General features: G+C 31.6%; 17 protein-coding genes. 4 read left to right on the top strand and 13 right to left on the bottom strand.

What is annotated here, in order from left to right; all coding sequences use genetic code 11:
* Positions 1–86: 86 nt before the first annotated feature.
* From J8L88_RS13455 to J8L88_RS13430, 6 genes are all read right to left on the bottom strand, one after another.
* Positions 87–2864: a bifunctional aconitate hydratase 2/2-methylisocitrate dehydratase gene (locus tag J8L88_RS13455; RefSeq protein ID WP_027395577.1), complete on the bottom strand. Its 2778-nt coding sequence runs from the start codon at positions 2862–2864 to the stop codon at positions 87–89.
* A gap of 627 nt (positions 2865–3491) precedes the next feature.
* A complete protein-coding gene (locus J8L88_RS13450; RefSeq protein WP_027395576.1) occupies positions 3492–3974 on the bottom strand; it encodes a hypothetical protein in 483 nt (160 codons plus the stop codon).
* A gap of 437 nt (positions 3975–4411) precedes the next feature.
* Entirely contained in the window at positions 4412–5365 is a 954-nt protein-coding gene (locus J8L88_RS13445) for a MoxR family ATPase (RefSeq protein WP_027395575.1), read from the bottom strand.
* A 1-nt stretch (position 5366) separates the two neighbouring features.
* Positions 5367–6797 carry a peptidylprolyl isomerase gene (locus J8L88_RS13440; RefSeq protein WP_371813665.1) on the bottom strand — a complete coding sequence of 477 codons (1431 nt, stop codon included), beginning with the start codon at positions 6795–6797 and terminating at the stop codon, positions 5367–5369.
* Positions 6781–7629, bottom strand: a complete 849-nt coding sequence (locus tag J8L88_RS13435; RefSeq protein ID WP_027395573.1) for a hypothetical protein — start codon at positions 7627–7629, stop codon at positions 6781–6783. The genes J8L88_RS13440 and J8L88_RS13435 overlap by 17 nt, the downstream gene beginning before the upstream one ends.
* Positions 7630–9588, bottom strand: coding sequence for a peptidylprolyl isomerase (locus J8L88_RS13430; protein ID WP_211060967.1), 1959 nt, complete (start codon positions 9586–9588; stop codon positions 7630–7632).
* Between the two features lie 226 nt (positions 9589–9814).
* On the opposite strand from J8L88_RS13430, the gene J8L88_RS13425 reads away from it, so the two are divergent.
* Both J8L88_RS13425 and J8L88_RS13420 read left to right on the top strand, forming a co-directional pair.
* Complete coding sequence (locus J8L88_RS13425; protein WP_211060966.1) at positions 9815–10054, top strand: hypothetical protein; 240 nt, start codon at positions 9815–9817, stop codon at positions 10052–10054.
* A 93-nt stretch (positions 10055–10147) separates the two neighbouring features.
* Positions 10148–10654 (top strand): OmpH family outer membrane protein, encoded by a 507-nt coding sequence (locus J8L88_RS13420; protein WP_027395570.1) that lies wholly within the window; start codon positions 10148–10150, stop codon positions 10652–10654.
* Between the two features lie 80 nt (positions 10655–10734).
* Here the strand turns inward: J8L88_RS13420 and guaB are convergent, their stop codons facing one another.
* Positions 10735–12207, bottom strand: a complete 1473-nt coding sequence (guaB, locus tag J8L88_RS13415; RefSeq protein ID WP_027395569.1) for an IMP dehydrogenase — start codon at positions 12205–12207, stop codon at positions 10735–10737.
* Between the two features lie 309 nt (positions 12208–12516).
* On the opposite strand from guaB, the gene J8L88_RS13410 reads away from it, so the two are divergent.
* Positions 12517–13290, top strand: a complete 774-nt coding sequence (locus J8L88_RS13410) for a phosphatase PAP2 family protein (protein WP_211060965.1) — start codon at positions 12517–12519, stop codon at positions 13288–13290.
* Positions 13291–13299: 9 nt separating this feature from the next.
* Here the strand turns inward: J8L88_RS13410 and J8L88_RS13405 are convergent, their stop codons facing one another.
* The 3 genes from J8L88_RS13405 to J8L88_RS13395 all read right to left on the bottom strand — a co-directional run bounded on the left by J8L88_RS13405 (position 13300) and on the right by J8L88_RS13395 (position 16257).
* Positions 13300–13809, bottom strand: coding sequence for a DinB family protein (locus J8L88_RS13405; RefSeq protein WP_211060964.1), 510 nt, complete (start codon positions 13807–13809; stop codon positions 13300–13302).
* Positions 13810–14270: 461 nt separating this feature from the next.
* A complete protein-coding gene (locus J8L88_RS13400; RefSeq protein WP_211060963.1) occupies positions 14271–15158 on the bottom strand; it encodes a glycoside hydrolase in 888 nt (295 codons plus the stop codon).
* Positions 15159–15504: 346 nt separating this feature from the next.
* Positions 15505–16257, bottom strand: coding sequence for a DUF5995 family protein (locus tag J8L88_RS13395; protein ID WP_118389949.1), 753 nt, complete (start codon positions 16255–16257; stop codon positions 15505–15507).
* A gap of 161 nt (positions 16258–16418) precedes the next feature.
* On the opposite strand from J8L88_RS13395, the gene J8L88_RS13390 reads away from it, so the two are divergent.
* Positions 16419–17501, top strand: coding sequence for an acyloxyacyl hydrolase (locus tag J8L88_RS13390; protein WP_211060962.1), 1083 nt, complete (start codon positions 16419–16421; stop codon positions 17499–17501).
* A 13-nt stretch (positions 17502–17514) separates the two neighbouring features.
* Here the strand turns inward: J8L88_RS13390 and J8L88_RS13385 are convergent, their stop codons facing one another.
* From J8L88_RS13385 to J8L88_RS13375, 3 genes are read right to left on the bottom strand one after another with little or no spacing between them, the layout of a single operon-like run.
* Complete coding sequence (locus J8L88_RS13385; protein ID WP_027395566.1) at positions 17515–18117, bottom strand: hypothetical protein; 603 nt, start codon at positions 18115–18117, stop codon at positions 17515–17517.
* A complete protein-coding gene (locus J8L88_RS13380) occupies positions 18110–18604 on the bottom strand; it encodes an RNA polymerase sigma factor (protein ID WP_027395565.1) in 495 nt (164 codons plus the stop codon). Before J8L88_RS13380 ends, J8L88_RS13385 begins: the two co-directional genes overlap by 8 nt.
* The gene (locus tag J8L88_RS13375) at positions 18597–19436 is read right to left on the bottom strand and encodes an alpha/beta fold hydrolase (protein ID WP_118386795.1); all 840 of its coding nucleotides are present in this window, start codon (positions 19434–19436) and stop codon (positions 18597–18599) included. Before J8L88_RS13375 ends, J8L88_RS13380 begins: the two co-directional genes overlap by 8 nt.
* Positions 19437–19730: the final 294 nt, after the last annotated feature.

The raw sequence follows: 19730 nt of genomic DNA, 5'->3' as shown, positions 1-19730 counted from the left end.
ATATCAAAAAATATCTTTAACTAAAACCAAAAAAGCCTTAATACAACAATTCGTATTAAGGCTTTTAAACTATTATATATTTTTAATTACATAACTAATTGCTTCTGAGATGGTTTAAACTTAGTCAATACAATACCATCAACAGCAGCTTCATATTCTTCCATGGTTGGTGTTCTACCTAAAATTGTAGATAAAACTACTACTGGCGTAGAAGACAACAAAGATTCTCCTTTTTTGCCATCAGAATCTCTAACAACTCTTCCTTGGAATAAACGTGTAGAAGTAGCCATCACTGTATCTCCTGGCTCCGCTTTTTCTTGGTTACCCATACATAAATTACATCCAGGACGTTCTAAGTATAACATATTCTCATACTTTGTACGTGCTAAACCTTTTGGCGCACTATCATCAAACTCAAAACCAGAATATTTAACTAAAACATCCCAATCACCTTCTGCTTTTAACTCATCAACAATATTATATGTTGGAGGAGCAACAACTAAAGGTGCATTAAATACAACTTCTCCTTGTTGTTTCTCAATGTTCTTTAACATTTGAGCTAAAATTTTCATATCTCCCTTATGAATCATACAAGATCCTATGAAACCTAAATCTACTTTCTTAGTTCCTCCGTAAAAGGACAATGGTTGAATATTATCATGCGTATAACGCTTAGATACATCTTCATTATTTACATCTGGATCAGCTATCATTGGCTCTACGATCTTATCTAAATCAATAACAACTTCTTGATAATATTTAGCGTCTGCATCTGGCTTTAATGCCGATTTAGTTCCAGTTTTAATTTCCGTAATACGATTATTTGCTTTATCAACTAATCCTTTAAGATCCTGCTTTGGGTTATCCATACCCTTATCAATCATAATTTGTATACGATCTCTAGAGATTTCTAAGGATTCGATTAATGTATCATCTTCAGAAATACAGATAGATGCTTTTGCTTTCATTTCAGCGGTCCAATCTGTAAATGTAAATGCTTGATCAGAAGTTAAAGTACCGATATGTACTTCAATAATTTTTCCTTGGAAAACATTCTCGCCTTCAAACTGATTTAACATCTGCTCTTGAGTAGCATGAACTACATCACGGAAATCCATATAAGGTTTCATTTCTCCTTTAAAAGTAACCTTTACAGACTCTGGAATTGGCATAGTAGCTTCTCCTGTAGCTAATGCTAAAGCAACTGTTCCTGAATCCGCTCCAAAAGCAACTCCTTTTGCCATACGTGTGTGTGAATCTCCACCTATGATTACATCCCAATCATCTACCGCTATATCATTTAATACCTTATGAATTACATCAGTCATTGCATGATACTTTCCTTCTGGATGACGTGCTGTAACTAATCCGAAGTCATTCATAAACTTCATTAATCTCGGAATATTAGCTTTGGATTTATCATCCCAAACTGAAGCTGTATGACATCCTGATTGGTAACCAGCATCAACAATTGGAGAGATTACTGTAGCAGCCATCATCTCTAATTCTTGAGAAGTCATTAAACCCGTAGTATCTTGAGAACCTACAATGTTTACTTCAACTCTAACATTTGAACCTGCATGTAATGTTTTACCTGGCGTGGTTCCTACTGCATTTCTGTTAAAAATTTTCTCAACAGCAGTTAAACCTTGTCCTTCCACAGAAACTTCTTTGGAAGCTGCATATACTTGAGGAACATTTATTCCTAAAACTTTACAAGCAAATGTTTGTAATTTCTTACCGAAAACAACAGCATAAGAACCTCCTGCTTTAATAAACTCCATTTTTGGTGGTGTTAACGCAGTTGAGATATCTTTTAACTCTTTGTCTCCGTTATATAATTTCTTTGTTTTTGTATTTATTGTAAGAACGGTACCTGTAGCTACAGAATACTCTTCTTTTAAGATTGCTTCACCATCTTCATCTACAATTGTATTTCCTTCTGCATCTTTTTGCTTTACCCAGTTCTTTAAATCAATACCAATACCACCAGTTACTCCAACAGTTGTTAAGAATATTGGCGCAATACCATTCGTACCAGCAATTACTGGAGCAATATTAATAAATGGTACATATGGGCTAGAAGAAATACCTGTCCATAACGCCACATTATTTACACCTGACATTCTTGAAGATCCTACTCCCATTGTTCCTTTATCAGCAATCAACATCACACGCTTATCTGGGTGTTGTTCTTTTAAAGCTAATAATTCATTTTGCATATCTTTATTATGCTCAAACATACACTGACCGTGTAATTCACGATCTGATCTTGAATGCGCATCCGCTCCAGGAGATAATAAATCTGTAGAAATATCACCTATTCCCGCAACAAAAGTTACAATCTCTATTTCTTCTTCTACGTCTGGTAACTTTGTAAAAAACTCTGCTTGAGCATAGCTCTCTATTAATTCTTTAGCAATAGTATTGCCTGCTTTATACGCCTTTTCTAATTGTTCTGTATCTGCCTCGTATAAGAAAACTTGCGTTTTTAATACTTTAGCAGCTTCATTAGCTATTGCAGTTTCATCACCTAAAGCTAAATCTAACAATACCTCTACAGAAGGTCCACCTTTCATATGAGATAATTGCTCAAAAGCAAAAGCAGGAGTAATTTCTTTAACGACTTCTTTACCTAAAATAATTTCTTTTAAAAACTGAGCTTTTACACCAGCAGCACTTGTGGTTCCTGGCAAAACATTGTAGATAAAAAAGTTAAGGGAGTCATCACGATGTGCATTATCATTATCCTTAATTTGTGAAATAATTTCACTTAATAACTCTGCTCCATCGATTGGCTTAGGGTGTAACCCAAGGGATTTCCTTTCTTCGATTTCCCTAATGTAATTATTGTAAATGTTCATAGTACGTAATAGAATTCTTTCCTGGTTTAATACAAATGTTTGGAAAACGATAAATTTCTCCTACCCGCCAATAATAGAAAAATCCTATTATATATTGTTACATAATGACAAGCTATACATTAGGTAGTGAAATTATGGTAGTCCTTACATCTTTTCAATATTCTTATTTATCTCAAGTTTCTCAAAAAAATATCGTGATAATTTTCTAAAATAATAGTAAAGATATATTCTTGATTAAGAAACAGTATTTTGTGTTTCTATAACTTAGACCTACATCTTTCTTTATCATATCGATATTGAGAACAATATTGCTATATAATGTGTATTGAAAAGTCCGACGAAAATACGAATTTTAAGGGATTTTATTAAATGAATGGCGTTAATAACCCTTTTTTACATTTTTAAAAAAAATACCGCTTTTATTTGATTAAATCATCAATTTTAGAACTGTTAAAATGGTAATCACATAAAAAAATATCTAATATTTTAATTGACTTCTTTAAGAATTACGAAAACGTTGTAGTAATTTGTTAAGTTATTGATTTAAAAACCATCAATTTTAACATAAAAACAAAAAAAGAGTGAAGTTTTAGCAACTTCACTCTTTCTACACAAAATAAACTAAATTTAATTTTCTTCTTTATCGCTTTTTTTTCTGTTATGACCTTTACGTCCTTTCTTCCCTTTTCTATGACCTTTCTTTTTTACCTTTTTATATTTCTCTAATTGTTCATCATTAAGAGATGATTCAAACTTGCTTTTAGCAGCTTTCATTTCCTCTTTTTGTTTATTTTTAAGGCTTTTTTGCTCATCACTTAACGTAGGATTTAAGGCTTTACGTTTTCCTTTTCTAGAAAGGTCTTCATTCTTTACAATCTGTAATTGTTCTTCCGTATAAGTATCTTTAAATGCCTTTCTGTGTTCTTTATGCAACTCTCTTTGATACTCTAATTGAGCTTTTTGATCTTCTGAAAGGCTTTCATTAAATTCTTTTCTTAACTCTCTTTGCTCTTTATGTTTCTCACGTCTATCACTTACATCTTCCGACTGGGCAAACATCGTAAATGCTCCCAAAAACATAATCATTATGTAGGTTATACTATTTTTCATCTATCTATTTTTCTTAATTATTCAACTTTATTTTAATGAACGTTCAATAGTAAGACTCGCAGAAATAAAAAAGGTTTAATTATTTAGATAAAAAAAACAAAGTTATTTAGAATTCTACCTCTATAAGTTAATGAAAACATTAATCAACAACCTCAATTACTCTATTGAGGTTAAAAGATTTTAACTCAGGCTTTATGATTTCTTTACAAACCCTTAAAAGTGGATTAAAGAAATGTTAAAAACGGGGTTATTTCCCCTTATTCTATTATTTTCGCGCACTGAAATTGAAGATATCTGGTGATGATTTTCCCCAAGTATTCATTACCCAAAAATTCAATTGTTCATAATTGCAAAAGCCCATTTCCTACTTGAATGGGCTTTTCTTTTTTTATTAAATAAAAATTGATTCTTCTTAAACTAAGAAATTGGTTTAATGATTAGAATAAGCTTTGAATAATATCCTCAATACTTACTCCTTCTGCTTCGGCTTTATAGTTTTTAATCATACGGTGACGTAATATCCCCATAGCCACAGCTTGCACATCCTCTATATCTGGAGAAAACTTACCTTTTACGGCTGCATTTGCTTTTGCTGCCAAAATTAGATTTTGTGATGCTCTTGGACCAGCACCCCAATCTATATAGCTTTTAACTAAATCCGTTGCAGATTCTCCATTAGGCCTAGTTTTAGAAACCATAGATACTGCATATTCTACTACATTATCAGCTACAGGTATACGACGAATCAATTGCTGAAAATCGATAATTTCTTGGGCAGTAAACAAGGCATTAATTGTTGCAGAAGTATCTCCTGTAGTGCTTTTTACAACTTCTACTTCTTCTTGAAAACTAGGATATTTTAATTCGATAGCAAACATAAATCTATCCAATTGAGCCTCTGGTAATGGATAAGTCCCTTCTTGCTCAATAGGATTTTGTGTAGCTAATACAAAATATGGTAAATCTAGTTTATAATGATGACCTGCAACTGTTACAGCTCTTTCTTGCATCGCCTCTAATAAGGCTGCCTGTGTTTTTGGTGGAGTTCTATTAATCTCATCTGCCAAAATAATATTAGAAAACACTGGGCCTTTGATAAATTTAAAATGTCTGGACTCGTCTAAGATTTCACTTCCTAATATATCACTTGGCATCAAATCTGGAGTAAATTGAATTCTTTTGAAATCCAATCCTAAAGCTTTGGAAATGGTATTAACCATTAGTGTTTTTGCTAATCCTGGAACACCTATCAATAAAGCATGACCTCCAGAAAATACAGCAATCAGTATCTGATCGATTACTTCTTCCTGACCTATGATTATTTTTGCTATTTCTTTTTTGAGTTCGGTATGTTTGCTTACCAGTTTTTCTACTGCTGCAACGTCAGACATATTATTTTTCTTTTTTTAACCAGTTACCGCTAAACTCACAGTCTCTGTACTCTCCATTAATTTTTATATAAGTATCATTAATTTTTTCTTCCTGCCAAGCTCGTATTGCTTCTATTTGTTTTTTCCTAAGAGCAAGTTCCTGTATTTTTAAATAATCTTTAGAGTAATCTGCTATATGTTCATCAAAACGATTTAATACGGTGATTAATTTAAACTTTTTACGGCCTTGACGATCTTGGTCTGGTATTACTAACGAAACTTCATTCGTTTTTAATTTTGATACTTGATCGTACAATATAGGATCAATTTTGGTAAGTTCAAAACGTGTATCACCTGTTGTAGGATTTAATAATTGTCCTCCATCTTCTTTCGTCTCTTTTTCATTACTAAATTTTCTAGCAGCTTCCTTAAAACCAATAGTTCCAGAAACTACTGCTGCACGAACAGAATCCACAAGTTTTTGCGCTACCTCTACACTTTCTCTTGTAACATCCGGAATCAATAAAATATGTCTAACATCTATTTCTTCTCCTCTAATTTTATCTAACTGTATGATATGCCAACCAAAATCCGTCTTGAAAGGTTCACTAACCTCACCAACCTGCAAACTAAAGGCTACGTCCTTAAACTCTTTAGCAAAAGGAGTTTGTCTATTTAACGTGTATTTCCCTCCTTTTGATTTCGACCCAGGATCTTGAGAATATAAAACCGCTTTAGTAGCAAAACTACTTCCATTCTCTACGATATCAGTTCTAAATTGCTTTAACCTATCAACTACTTTTTGCTCTTCTTCATCTGGAATTTTAGGGTCTATTACTATCTGAGCAAGTTCTAATTCTGTACCAAAAAGAGGTCTTTCATCTTCAGGGATTTCATCAAAAAACTCTCTTACTTCTTCTGGTGTAATCTCTACATCTTCTACTATCTTAGAACGCATTTGTTCTGCTAGTCTATTTCCTTTATTAATTTCAAAAAGTTCTTTTCTAAAATCTGCTTCACTTTCTTTTCTATAGAATTTTAAAACTTTATCTATTGTTCCCAGTTCTCTTGTCATATAACTCAGTTGCTGATCTACCATAGAATTCACCTCAGCATCAGATACAATAACACTATCTTGTACCGCATGGTGAGCATATAATTTGTTCTCAAACAAGCTTCCTGCTAATTCGCAACGACTAACATCTGCAGCAGAAACTCCTTCACTTATCAATTGCTGATAAGCAATTGTAATATCACTCTCTAATATTACATATTCTCCTATTACAGCTGCAACTCCATCGATTTTAATCTTTTGAAATGATTTTACAGAATCTTCTTTCTTCTCAACCTCTTTTTTAACATCTTCTATAATTTCCTGAGCATAGATCTGAGCACCAGTGCTACATAATAGCAATACAGCAATACAAATAGTATTCTTAATTATATATTTCAAATTGTTTGTTTTTAATTGCATCTTTCGTGATATCCTTTTCTAATTTTTTTATCAGCTCTCGCTTTCTTTTATTCAATATGATTTGTCGTATTGTTGGCTTTATATAATCTAAAGGTGCTGTTTCTTTTTTCTTAAGCACTTTTTTTATTTTAATCATATACACTCCCAAAGAGTCTCGCAACTGAACATACTTACCATCTTTTAAGATCTTGTTCCTGTCTTGATTCTTAAGAACAGGGATTTTATTTAATACCTGATCAAACTGAACCCAAACTGAATCATTAAAGGAAAATGTAGCAAACTCTATTTTTTTACCAAGTAGTTCTTCATGATCCTCTTCATTAAAACGATTAAAACGTGTTTGCGTTGCAACAATATTTTTATAATCAGGTGGCAAATGTAAGTAACGTAGCTTTACCAACTCTTCATTAAGAATAAAATTTTCTAAATTTTCTGAATAATAAGACGTCATATCATCTTTGGTAACCTCCATATTAATGGATTTGTTGATTACAGCATCTTTATAAGCATTGATATATAAAGTACTTTTATAATCCTCTACTAAATTATCAAATTCCTGAAGTTCTATTTCCGTAAGATTCCTTTTTGATTGGTCTATAAACAATTGTTTAGTTGCCCATATATTGATATAGTTGTTTACTATATTTAAACTGTCTTCTGCTGCGGTACCATTAGGAACCAGGTCTTTTATAGCATCTTTATAGAGATATGTCTCATTAACTCTTGCTACCACTTCTCTGTTTGCGTTTCGATTTATATTTCCGCAAGAAACTAAAACAAAAAACAATAGTATGTTAGAGATATATCGCATTTAGATAGATAATTCTTTTTTGATTTGTTTTAACGTCTTTTTATTTAATTCTATAGAATATTTCTTTCTAAGTTCACTAAGCCATTGCTTTTCTAGGTCTTCCTGAAAGTCATTAATAACCTTACCTTTTGTTTCATCAAAGGTTTTCACCCTTGAAGGTAGTACTTCTACTACTTTAATCAGGGTTATATAATCATCCTCATTAACAACGACCACTTCTCCATTATTACCAGAAAATTTATCTGCTAACTCATCTATATCCTTAGTTAACTCTTCTTCTGTAAAAAGTACCGTATTGGAGTCTGAAATATTCACCTCCTTTTTAATTTGCTCAATACTATTGGCCTTTTCAATTTTCGCTTTCACATTATCTATTAGTTCTTTATTAGACGAAGAAGCTTTTATCACTTTATAACTTTCTTCTTTTATATAGGTTTCTTTTCTAGATGCATAAAATTCTTGAAGCCCTACAGAATCAACCTTAGCAGCATTCCAAATCTTAGATTCCATAAGATCAAATAGCAATAATCCATCTCTATATTCCGAAACTACATTTGCAAAATCTTGATTATCTTCTTCTAAATGCTCTTCATAGTACTGGAGTAACTTAGCTGATTCATAATCATTATACACATTTTCTATAAACAAAGAGATATCTTTTGTTTTCGTTTTACGAGTTCCTTTTTGTTGTATAAATTTTGCAAAGTCTAAATAAGTAAAACTCTCTTTACCTATAGAAAAAATAGAATTAGTTAAATTTTTATCACTCGTTGGAATATTCCATTTTTCATTAAAAATAGTTGACGGCACATTCTTTTCGAAATAAGATATTGCTTCTTCATTTCTTTTTACACCATATTTCTCTTTTAAAGAATTTATAAATGATTTTGTAATAAGTTGAGATCTACTATCCTTTTTAATTCTCTGAGTAAGTTCTCCTTTCAGTTCATCAAAAGTCTTGGGTGGATGTTTTTCTAATAGTTTGATAAGATGCCAGCCATACTTCGTTTTTACAGGTTTTGACAATTCTCCCGAAGATTTTAAAGCAAAAGCTACTTTCTCAAAATCTTCTGAATTTAGAGCTCCTCTACCAAAACGATTAATCTTACCACCGTTTACAGCAGTATTGCGATCATCACTATACTGTTTTGCAAGTGATTCAAATGAAGTACCAGCTTGCAATTGCGTCTTGATCTCATTGATTCTTTTTTCTGCTTCATTTTCCGTTCTGTCCTTATTAAAGGCTACCATAATATGAGCAACTGTAACCTCTCCTAAAGTTTTTTCTTTTTTATTAACTTTTACGATGTGATACCCAAAACGAGTTTTAAAAGGTTCTGAAACATTCCCTACCTTAGTTGTAAAAGCAGCTTGTTCGAACGGATACACCATTCTAAACGCAGAAAACCAGCCTAAATCACCTCCATTTTTTTTGGCTGAAGGATCTTCACTATACTCAAAAGCTGTTTCTTTAAAATCAGCTCCATTAATTATTTTATTCCTTGCCTCTATTATTTTCTGATAAGCTTGCAATGTATCTTTTGGAGATGCATTAGGTTTAACCTGTACCAGTATATGACTTGCATTTACTCTTTCTTGTAAACGATCGTAGGCTTCTTTTACCAAAGCATCAGATGCATCTGTATCTGTAAGATATCCAGATGAAAGTTGTTTCTTATACCCCTCTAGTTCTTTAATGTAAGATTCTTTTTTATCTAGACCTTGTTCTTTAGCTTCTTCTAACTTTAATTTATAGTTTATAAACAGTTGTAGATATTCATCAATATCTTTTTGGGATTCATCCTTTACCAAATCAATATTTTTAAGATATACTCTTTTAAACTCTGATCTGTATACAGGTGAATTATTAATGGTAAGTAATACAGGGTCTTTTTCTTGACCATATATTAAGGTGCAAAAGATGACTGCTAAAAACAGTACGATAGATTTTTTGTGCATAGTTCTCTAAATAAAGTCCCAAATCGGACAAAAATAACAATATTAAAGCGTTTTACAAGCTCTTTATTCTAACGAATCATTACCATAATATAGTATTAAATAGTTTTTAAAATTTTAGTGTTCTATATATATTGCCCCCATATTTAACCAATATAAATATATCAGAAAGAAAAAAACACTTCAAATTCGAAAAATATATATTTTACAACAACCTTAACTATAAAATTTGGAAAGAAAATTAAAGCTTATTTGGGATTTTAGAGGTCCTGTAGCAAATAAAACGGCACAACACCATGTGATTCACCTTAATGAATACATTACTTCTGAAGGGTTATCTGTAAAAAACACTGGTTATCAAGACATTAACGAGTTTCACTGTATTGCTTATATGGTAGTAACCGACTCCGAAATGAAAAAAGTCAGAGATGCCTTAAAACCACATCGTGGTCAATTGTTTCAAGAATAGATTTTTATTTTTTTTTGTCTTGGCACGTATATTGCCTTAGACCTTATATATTTGCAAAAATTCTAAATCAAAAATTAAAGAAAAAAAGTTATAATGAAAAATATATTATTACCAATACTAGTATTATTTATTAGTGCACAAGCAATAGCACAATCTAAAGTAGGAACAATCGATAGTGATTTTATTTTGTCTAAAATGCCTGAATTAACAAAAGTTCAAGAAGACCTGAAAGCATATAACACCAAATTAGAAGCTGACTTAAAAGTAAAAGTTGATGATTATCAGGCAAAAGTAAAAGCTTATCAGGAGGGTGAAGCAACAATGACTGAACCTATGAAAAAAACTAAGCAAGAAGAAATCATTGCTGTAGAAAATGACATTGCTAAATTTCGCCAAAACGGTTCACAACTAGTACAACTAGAGCAAAATAAATTATTACAACCATTATATACTAAAATAGGAAAGGCGCTAGAAGAAGTAGCCAAAGCAGAAGGATATACACAGGTACTAACAATTACAAGCAGTGGATTAGCGTATGTAGATCCAAAATTTGATCTTACTAAAACGGTAATGACAAAACTGGGAATTCCGGTACAGTAATCTTACCTATTAAAATACATTATAAAAAAACGCTTCAAATAATTTTGAAGCGTTTTTTTATATCTTTATTTAAAACTTTATTACCTACTATAATTAGGAGCTTCTTTAGTAATAGTAACATCATGAGGATGACTCTCATGGATACCACTAGCAGTTATTTTCACAAAACGGCCTGTATCCTGTAGCGTTTTAATATTTTTAGAACCACAATATCCCATACCAGCACGCAATCCACCAACGAATTGATGAATACTCTCATATAATTCTCCTTTATACGCTACACGACCAACGATTCCTTCTGGAACTAGTTTTTTGATATCATCCTCTACATCCTGAAAATAACGATCTTTTGATCCTTTTTTCATTGCCTCTACTGACCCCATTCCGCGATAGGATTTAAATTTTCTTCCTTCGTAAATAATTGTTTCCCCAGGAGATTCTTTTGTTCCTGCTAATAGAGAGCCTAACATAACTGTATCTGCCCCAGCTGCAATTGCTTTAGGAATATCTCCAGTATATCTAATTCCTCCATCCGCTATTACAGGAACACCTGATCCTTTAATTGCAGAAGCAACTTCTAAAACTGCTGAAAACTGTGGAAAACCTACTCCAGCAACAACTCTAGTCGTACAGATAGAGCCTGGTCCAATTCCAACTTTTACCGCATCAGCTCCAGCTTCTACTAAATATTTTGCAGCCTCTCCTGTTGCAATATTACCAACAATTACATCTAATTCAGGAAACTTCTTTTTCACTTCTTTTAGAACAGAAACTACTCCTTTAGTATGTCCATGAGCTGTATCAATTACCACCGCATCTACTCCAGCACCAACTAAAGCCTCTGCACGATCCACCGCATCACCCGTTACTCCAATAGCAGCAGCTACACGAAGACGTCCTAAACTATCTTTATTAGCACTTGGTTTTAGCGTTAGTTTTGTAATATCTCTAAAAGTTATTAATCCCACTAAGGTATTATCATCATTTACTACTGGTAATTTTTCAATTTTATTATCTTGTAATATAACTTCTGCTTCCTGTAATGATGTTCCTTCTCCAACAGTAACTAGGTTTTCGCTAGTCATCACTTCTGATATAGGTCGTTCATTATTTTTCTCGAAACGTAAATCTCTATTAGTAACTATTCCTAACAACTTATTATTATCATCTACTATAGGAATTCCTCCAATACTATGCTCTCGCATATTATTTTTAGCATCAATAACTTTTGCATCTAATGGTAATGTAACAGGATCTATAATCATCCCACTTTCTGCCCTTTTTACCTTTCGAACTTTCATAGCTTGTTCCTGAATGGTCATATTTTTGTGCAATACACCAATTCCACCTTCTTGCGCCATAGCAATTGCCATACGGCTTTCTGTAACGGTATCCATAGCCGCAGAAACTATAGGAACGTTAATCGTTATATTTCTTGTAAATTTTGTTTGGATACTTACTTCTCGTGGTAGTACTTCGGAAAATGCAGGGACTAAAAGTACATCATCATATGTAAGTCCTTCTCCAACGATTTTGGATTCGTGTGCTGTCATCGCAATTAAGATTTAATTGCGTGCAAATATAAGCCTTTTTTAAAGGAATCCTATAAAAGTCAATAGCTAATATCGGTTTTGTTTATTTGAAATGAAATTTAATACCTTACAACAATACTCATGACTCTTCAAAAAACACGAAACCACCTTTAAACACTGTTTTTAAGCACATTACAAACTAACCCGTTATTAGTATTAGTTGCCAAAAATTAATAATAGCTTCATCTAATTTAACATTTTTTTAATATTAAAATAGTATATTTCAATGCTTTTGATCCCAAATCAAAAAGAGCCCTAAAAAAATATTCTATGAAGATTAGTATTAACCTACTACTATTGGTATGTCTATATATAAACACCACCAATGCCCAATTTACAGAAGCACCAGCTACTAAAGTTGATTTCAAGACTTCTAAACAAACTGAACGTAAAAAACAAAAAAGAAATCTATTTACAAAAAGAGTAATACCCTTTACTTTAATTGCTTCTGGAATTCTTTTATCAACTAGTGATTTTGAAAAATCATTACAAAAAGACATTAGAGGTTACACAGGTAATAATTTTTATTTAAACATTGATGATTACACAAGGTACGCCCCTATAGTGCAAATGTATGCTGCTGATATTTTTGGAGTAGCATCAAGAAATCATTGGTTCGATCAAACTAAAAACCTTTTAATCTCTTCTTTAGTAACCAGTGCAGCTACTACAGTCTTAAAAAAAGAGGTTGATAAGGCACGGCCAGGAGATCCTACCCAATTAAACTCATTTCCATCAGGACATACTTCTATGGCTTTTGTTTCTGCTGCTGTCCTATATGAAGAATTCATCGATAGCAGTCCTTTATTAGCTTATAGTGGATATATTTTTGCAATTACCACTGGTAGCTTAAGAATGATGAACAATAAACACTATCTCTCTGATGTACTTGTGGGAGCCGGAATAGGAATCTTAACTACGCGATTAGTATACCATTATGAACATCTTATTTCTTGGAACCCATTTAAAAATGTAGAGGATATAGCATTTGCTCCACAATTTACTGGTGATAGTGTTGGGCTATATTTTTCGAAATCTTTTTAGAATATACACCTAATACCCCTCTGCATAAGAGAAATCTTCTTTAGACAGGTATTTAATATAATCTAATTTTAATTTTGCAATTTGTTTAAAATGTAAATAATCATGTGCCAACCAATTAGAAAGAAATTGTTTTGCCGTCATTTCTCCAAGGTCGGGATGTATTGAAACATTGTTCCAATTAGTATTTTCCAAAGAATTCAACCAATTAATAGATGCTTTTCGTTCTTCGATAAAATTATTAAAAACAACATTATAATCTTGTTTTATATACGCTCTGTTAGCCACCCAACCTTCGGGTTCAATTGGCTCAAAATTTTTATCTGGAGTATCTAATATATGTTTTGTTCTTTTTCTAAAATCTTCTTTTTCTTCATCATATAAATGACAAACTATCTCAAGTAAACACCAACGATTTGGTCTGTCTTTCCATAAATATTCTTCTTTTGTAATACCGCTTAATAGTTCTTCGAAAACCTTTTGATTTCTTAACAAGCTTTTTATTATTAATTGATGATTCATGAACTAAGTTTTTATTTTTTTTAGGATTATCAAAGTAAAGATATATATCTATGATATCATCACAAAACAAAGGGTAACATACCCCTATCAAAACCAGTTCTTTAACTCTTTATTAGAGTCATCATATAATGTATTTTTGAAAAAGAATATTGAAGTTCTTAATTTATTTGAGTTAGCCAAATTCAATAGAAAACAAAAAGCCTAAAAATTCAAAAACCAAAAACTCTCTATTTAAGTATGGGCCAGTCAGAACTGAGAGTTAGAAAAAACTAGATAAATGTAATTGTATACATTTCTGACAACAGTGGAAGTACTTTAAACCAAGTGGTGTATATTTTTTAGGCTTTTTTGAGACAAAATCAAAACATTATCATTCTTAAAAAAGCTGCCTCTAAGTTAACATGAGACAGCTTTTTACTTTTAATTAAGATGTAATGGTTTAGTATAAGATCTCTACACTTTTAAATAGTTCGCTTATCAACACGAACATAATCTACATACATATAAGTATTCCAGAAAATATTAATGCTAGAATTATTAAAAATACCTGTGTCAGAACCGATATTTAAATTTAAAATAATATTATGGTTTTTGAAATTCTGAAGCCTTAGATCATTATCCACATTATTATTATAACTAGCAACTCTATTCCCATCCACATAGACCTGAATAGTAACCCATCCATTTCTGTTGATCCATCTCTGCTCGTAAGTATGCCATCCTTCTCCTAAATTATATCTTCTTTCCGCACTGGTACCTAATTGATTTTGAGAGGTATTTGCTCCATAAAATAAATTACTAGCAAATCTTGCGCTATTGCCAAAAGAATAACCTTCCATGATATCACTCTCTCCACGTGTAGGCCAATTCGTTTCATTAACTGTCCAAAACGCTGGCCAAGCACCATAGGTTTCCGAAAATCCTTTGTAACTATTAGTACCGTTCTTAGCTAATAATTTAATTCTCGCTCTAACTCTATATTCCTCGTTATTTCCTGGGTGAAAATTAAAATAAGATTTTACATGACCTGATTCATAATTATTATTGCTCTTTTTATATGCTTGAAGACGTAAACAACTACTGCCATCAAGACTAGCTATTTCTGAATTCCAATTTTTATAATTACATACACTAGAATTATAATCCGCTCTATTATGTGTTCTCTCCCATTGATTTAAATTTCCATTAGAATTAAAGTTATCAGTAAACTGTCGAACCCAAGGTCCTGCCTTTGCATCTATATCTGTTGTATTTTGTATATCAGCGGCATCTTCTACAATTAACTCTTCTGTTTCGCAGGCAGATGATGACAAAATTAATAACAGAATTCCAAAAAACTTGACAAACATTCTCATAGTGTTAAATTTAGTTAATGATTATGTTACTAAATTAAGAACCGAATTACCAAATCATTAAACAAACAAGGTAAACTATATTGAATATTCTTTTTTAACACTATTTATTTAACAATAATAAAAAATAAAAACCCTAGAAATGAAGATTTAACAAGGGATCACAGAAATTACAATCACGCAAACGTTTGCGTTGTTTTTATCACATTTTTTTAACTAAAATATTAAAATATAAGAAAAATTTAAGATGTTTATCGCGAAAAAATTAAATAAAAAAGTAATTTTCCTTACATATTATGTTAAAAAAGTCAAAATTGACTTTGAAAAACAAAAAAACTGCGTTTTAGGATATTAAATATAGAATTTTATTGGAAACAGATCCTCGTTCGCCTATTCTAATAATACCCAAGATAATATTAGCCACGAAACCTGGGTTTGTAATTATTGAAGCTTTATCAGCTACTTTAAGGTCTCTTTGATTAATTACTTCTATAAATTGATCACTTGGTGTGATTGCAATTTGTTTAGCAAACTCCCATGCTCCATCTCTTGCTAATTCCATACTGAAATCAACTAAAAAATCATCAACATTTCGAGTCAATTTGAGGATTTTTTTAAGGGTCGGCCAAATACTTGCCAGATCATTTTCTATCTCAATTACTAATGATGAAAGAATTTGATTTATTTTATCAAAATCTTCTTTAAGATTTTCAATATTTGTGCCTTTGGAAACTTCTGCAGCTGCTATTCCTAGGTCCAAATTAATATGGGCATTCATTCCTATTAATAAATGTTGTAATACTATAGGCCAATAATTTTTTGACAAGTCAAATGCTATTTTCCAAGAAGTCGTTACTACTTTATCATCTCTATAAGAAAAATAGGCATCTAAGTATCTACTAGCAAAAATGATATCAAGTTTTTCCATCCTAGGACCGTCATCAAAAAAATCATTTTCAATTCCTTCTTTTACCTTAATAGTTACCCGTCTATACAACGCGGCAAAATATCCTAAGGGACTATTATCAAATTGTGATGTTTTAATAATATCATCTAAAGAGTCGATGACATCATTGATGGTCGTTATTGGTTTCAAGTTGTTGTTATATATGCTATAGTTATTTACTAATGTACTAAATAATTGCAAATAACATTTCTAGTATACATGGGTTTTCTTTATGAAAACTAAAATAAAGTATCAAATTGAATTTAAACCGTTAATAATTTTCAGTAAATTTAATAACACACTGATTAACAATGGAAAAGATTACATTAATCTTATTCAGCATATTGATCTACACCTCGATAGGAGCCCAAGTGAATCCTACTTTTTTTGGGGCAAAATCCCATTACGGTTTTATCATCGCGCATTCGCCGGAATTAAAACCGATTTCGCAAACAAATCCTTATGGATTGCAGTTAGAATATAGTTGGTTAAAAACCACCGACAAAGCCTGGAAAACCTGTTTCTGTTACGGAAGAAGTGGATTTGCATTTGCTTATTTCAACTATGCCAACCCAAACATCCTGGGTAACTCATACAATCTTATATACTTTGTAGAACCTTATTTTACGTATAAAGGACCTCTAAAATTTTCGCTAAGAGGATCTTTAGGGGCTACATACCTTGATCAAATATTTGATCAAGAAACCAACCCAGAAAATCTATTATTTAGCACCCATTTTAGTTTTTACCTAGCATTATCTCTAAATCTAAATTATCATATTAATGATAATTATGCAGTTAACCTTTCCGCAAATTACAATCACATCTCTAATGGCGGTCAAAAGCAACCGAATAAAGGAATGAATTTTCCAACTTTTTCTATAGGGATTGATAAAGTCATTAATAACACTCAATTAAAGAAAAAACCAAAATCCTTAAAGTCTTATGAAACATCTATTGATTATTACCTAGGTTCATTTGTTAGTTTAAGATCCTCTGATCGAGAAGCTGAAGCTTCGAATCATCTTTTAATCGGAATCACGGGAGGAATTCTACAACCAATATCTGGAATTAATGGGCTAAATGCCGGTATAGAATTTTGGTATGATTTTTCTGATCGAGAGATTGCAAAACAAGAGGATATTAATGATTCCGTATTTTCATCGTCAATAACAGTTGGCCACCATTTCTCAATAGGAGATTTTTATTTCCTACAGCAATTTGGATTTTATATTACTAGACCTAGAAACATTCAACCAAATTGGTTATATCAACGATATTCGTTTTGGTATAGCATTGGAAAATCTAAGCGCTGGACCATTGGAGCTTCTTTAATTGCTTACGGAAAAGTAGCCGACCATATGGATGGTCGACTTATCTATATTATAAATTGATTTCTCAAATATATTATTTAACCTCCCTTGTTATTGTTCTCTTTAACTCAATAATCTCTAATAAAACATGTATTTCTTTTCTGATGTTTTTTCGAACAGCTATATAAGGAATTATCGCACCAATAATATAAGACACATCAATCAAAATCATCTGCCACATTTTAAAATACAAACTAAACTCTGGAGTGATCATATAAAAACCAATAGTATATAAAACTATAATTCCGACGGTAACTGGCCCGTGAATCTTTTTTCTAAAATTATAGAATGCAATTGTATCGTTAGTCGTTTGTAAAGCATTGTCAGTCATATTGATCTTTTTTGCCTTAGATACACTTATGATTTCAATTACGATTCTTATAAATAAACCTCCAATCATACATCCAGCCCCAACTCTACTCAACAGCTCCTGAACAGGAGCTATAAAATAGAAAAAAGCTACAATCCCTATCAAAACTAATGATAGTATAATAATATTTCCATAATGAAAACGAGTACTCCAACTTTTCTTTTTATTTATTGAGGAAAACATCTCATCTGAATTCGGTGAATTACGTTTAATACTATTCTTATTTTCTTTCCATTGACTCTGCAATGCTTCAAATTCATTACTCATGATCTAATATTTTTTTTAATCTCTTCTTTATTCTATGGATCTTAACTCTTACATTGGTTGGCTTTATCCCCATTATTTCTGAAATACTATCATAATCCTGGCCTTCTAAAACCATCATGATTAGCAAACGATCTATCTCTTCCAGCTTACCTATTGCTGTATATAAACTCTTATTTTCTCCTGTATTAACCTCCTGATTATCATCCTCAATCATATGTGCTACCGTATCAATAGACACTTGTTTTTTGTTTTTCTCTTTTCTAATATGTTGTAAGCATGAATTAACTGTAATTCTGTACACCCAGGTTTTATGAGATGATATACCCTTAAATTTATCCAATGCATTCCAAATATTAATAAATACTTCTTGGGTTAAATCATGGGCCAAACTCTCATCTCCTTTCATATAACCTAAACACATCTGCAATACCATTGGATAACAATCATTATATATTGTTTCAAAAAGTTGTGGCTTCTCTTTACTCATTAGTTAAAAATTCATTTATCTTTTCATAAAGCAATTCTGGTTGATCAAACATAATAAAATGCTTACTATCAGGTATCATCTCTATACGCTTATTAGATAGCTGCGCATATTGTTTTTCATAATTTGCTTTTGCTGTTTCAATAGTTGGAAAAGCCGCTCCAACGATTAGAGTTTTTGCAGTTATTCTATCCAATACTTTTCTCAAGTCTAATTTTAATAAATCTGTATAACCATACACATATGTTTCTCGATCTGCTGTTTGTATCCAGTCTAACAATGTATTTACTTTCTCCTTTTTATTAGTCATATTTTGAGCCATCATCAAAGCTGTTTGGGTAAACTGTTCTTCATTCATAGATAACATTTGTTTATTATATGGACTATCGTATTGGATCTGGGTTTCTGATACACCAGGCATCATTAATTCACGCATACAAGGTATTGAATCCACCAGAATTAAATCTTTTATGGAATTAGGTAATGAGGCTGCAATATCAATTGCTAAATTACCTCCCATACTATGTCCAATAATAATTACATCTGTTAACTTATTTTCTTTAACATATGTAATCAATTCTTTTTTTATAGTATCATACCAAGGCATAGCAATAGGGGTATTACCATCAAATCCTGCATAGGATACTACATGATTTTGATAATTACCTTCTAAATGAGTTATTGTTTCCTCCCAAACTGATCCTGGTGTTGTAAAACCAGGCAAAAATATAATTGGGGTTCCATTTCCTGATAGGTCTATTGTAATAGCTGGAGCTTGACTAAATGCAAGATTAATTAGCAAGAAGAAAGCAAATGTGATTTTCACGTTTTTCATTACGTTTTGTTTTTGATTTCTTCTTTGATGCACTTGATCATAAATTGTTACACCTAATTAAAAAACTTTGTGTTTTTAGCATGATTTGCATCTTATAGATTACATCATAGGCTTTATTATTCTTATACTTCATTAGAAACACTATAATAAAAAGAATACAACAGTGGTAGGGTATCTTATTCTAACAAGCGTTATATTATAAAAAGGGAAAAGACTATGAGATTTTTACAAACACACTTTAGATTGAATTTTAAGCTTATGATGAATTTTATAAAAGACTTACCGTCTTCTTGT

Origin of the sequence: Aquimarina sp. MMG015 (assembly GCF_018100855.1) — a bacterium.
GTDB classification, from domain to species: domain Bacteria; phylum Bacteroidota; class Bacteroidia; order Flavobacteriales; family Flavobacteriaceae; genus Aquimarina; species Aquimarina latercula.
The sequence above is the reverse complement of the archived record's forward strand: the minus strand, read 5'-3'. Positions and strand labels throughout refer to the sequence as shown.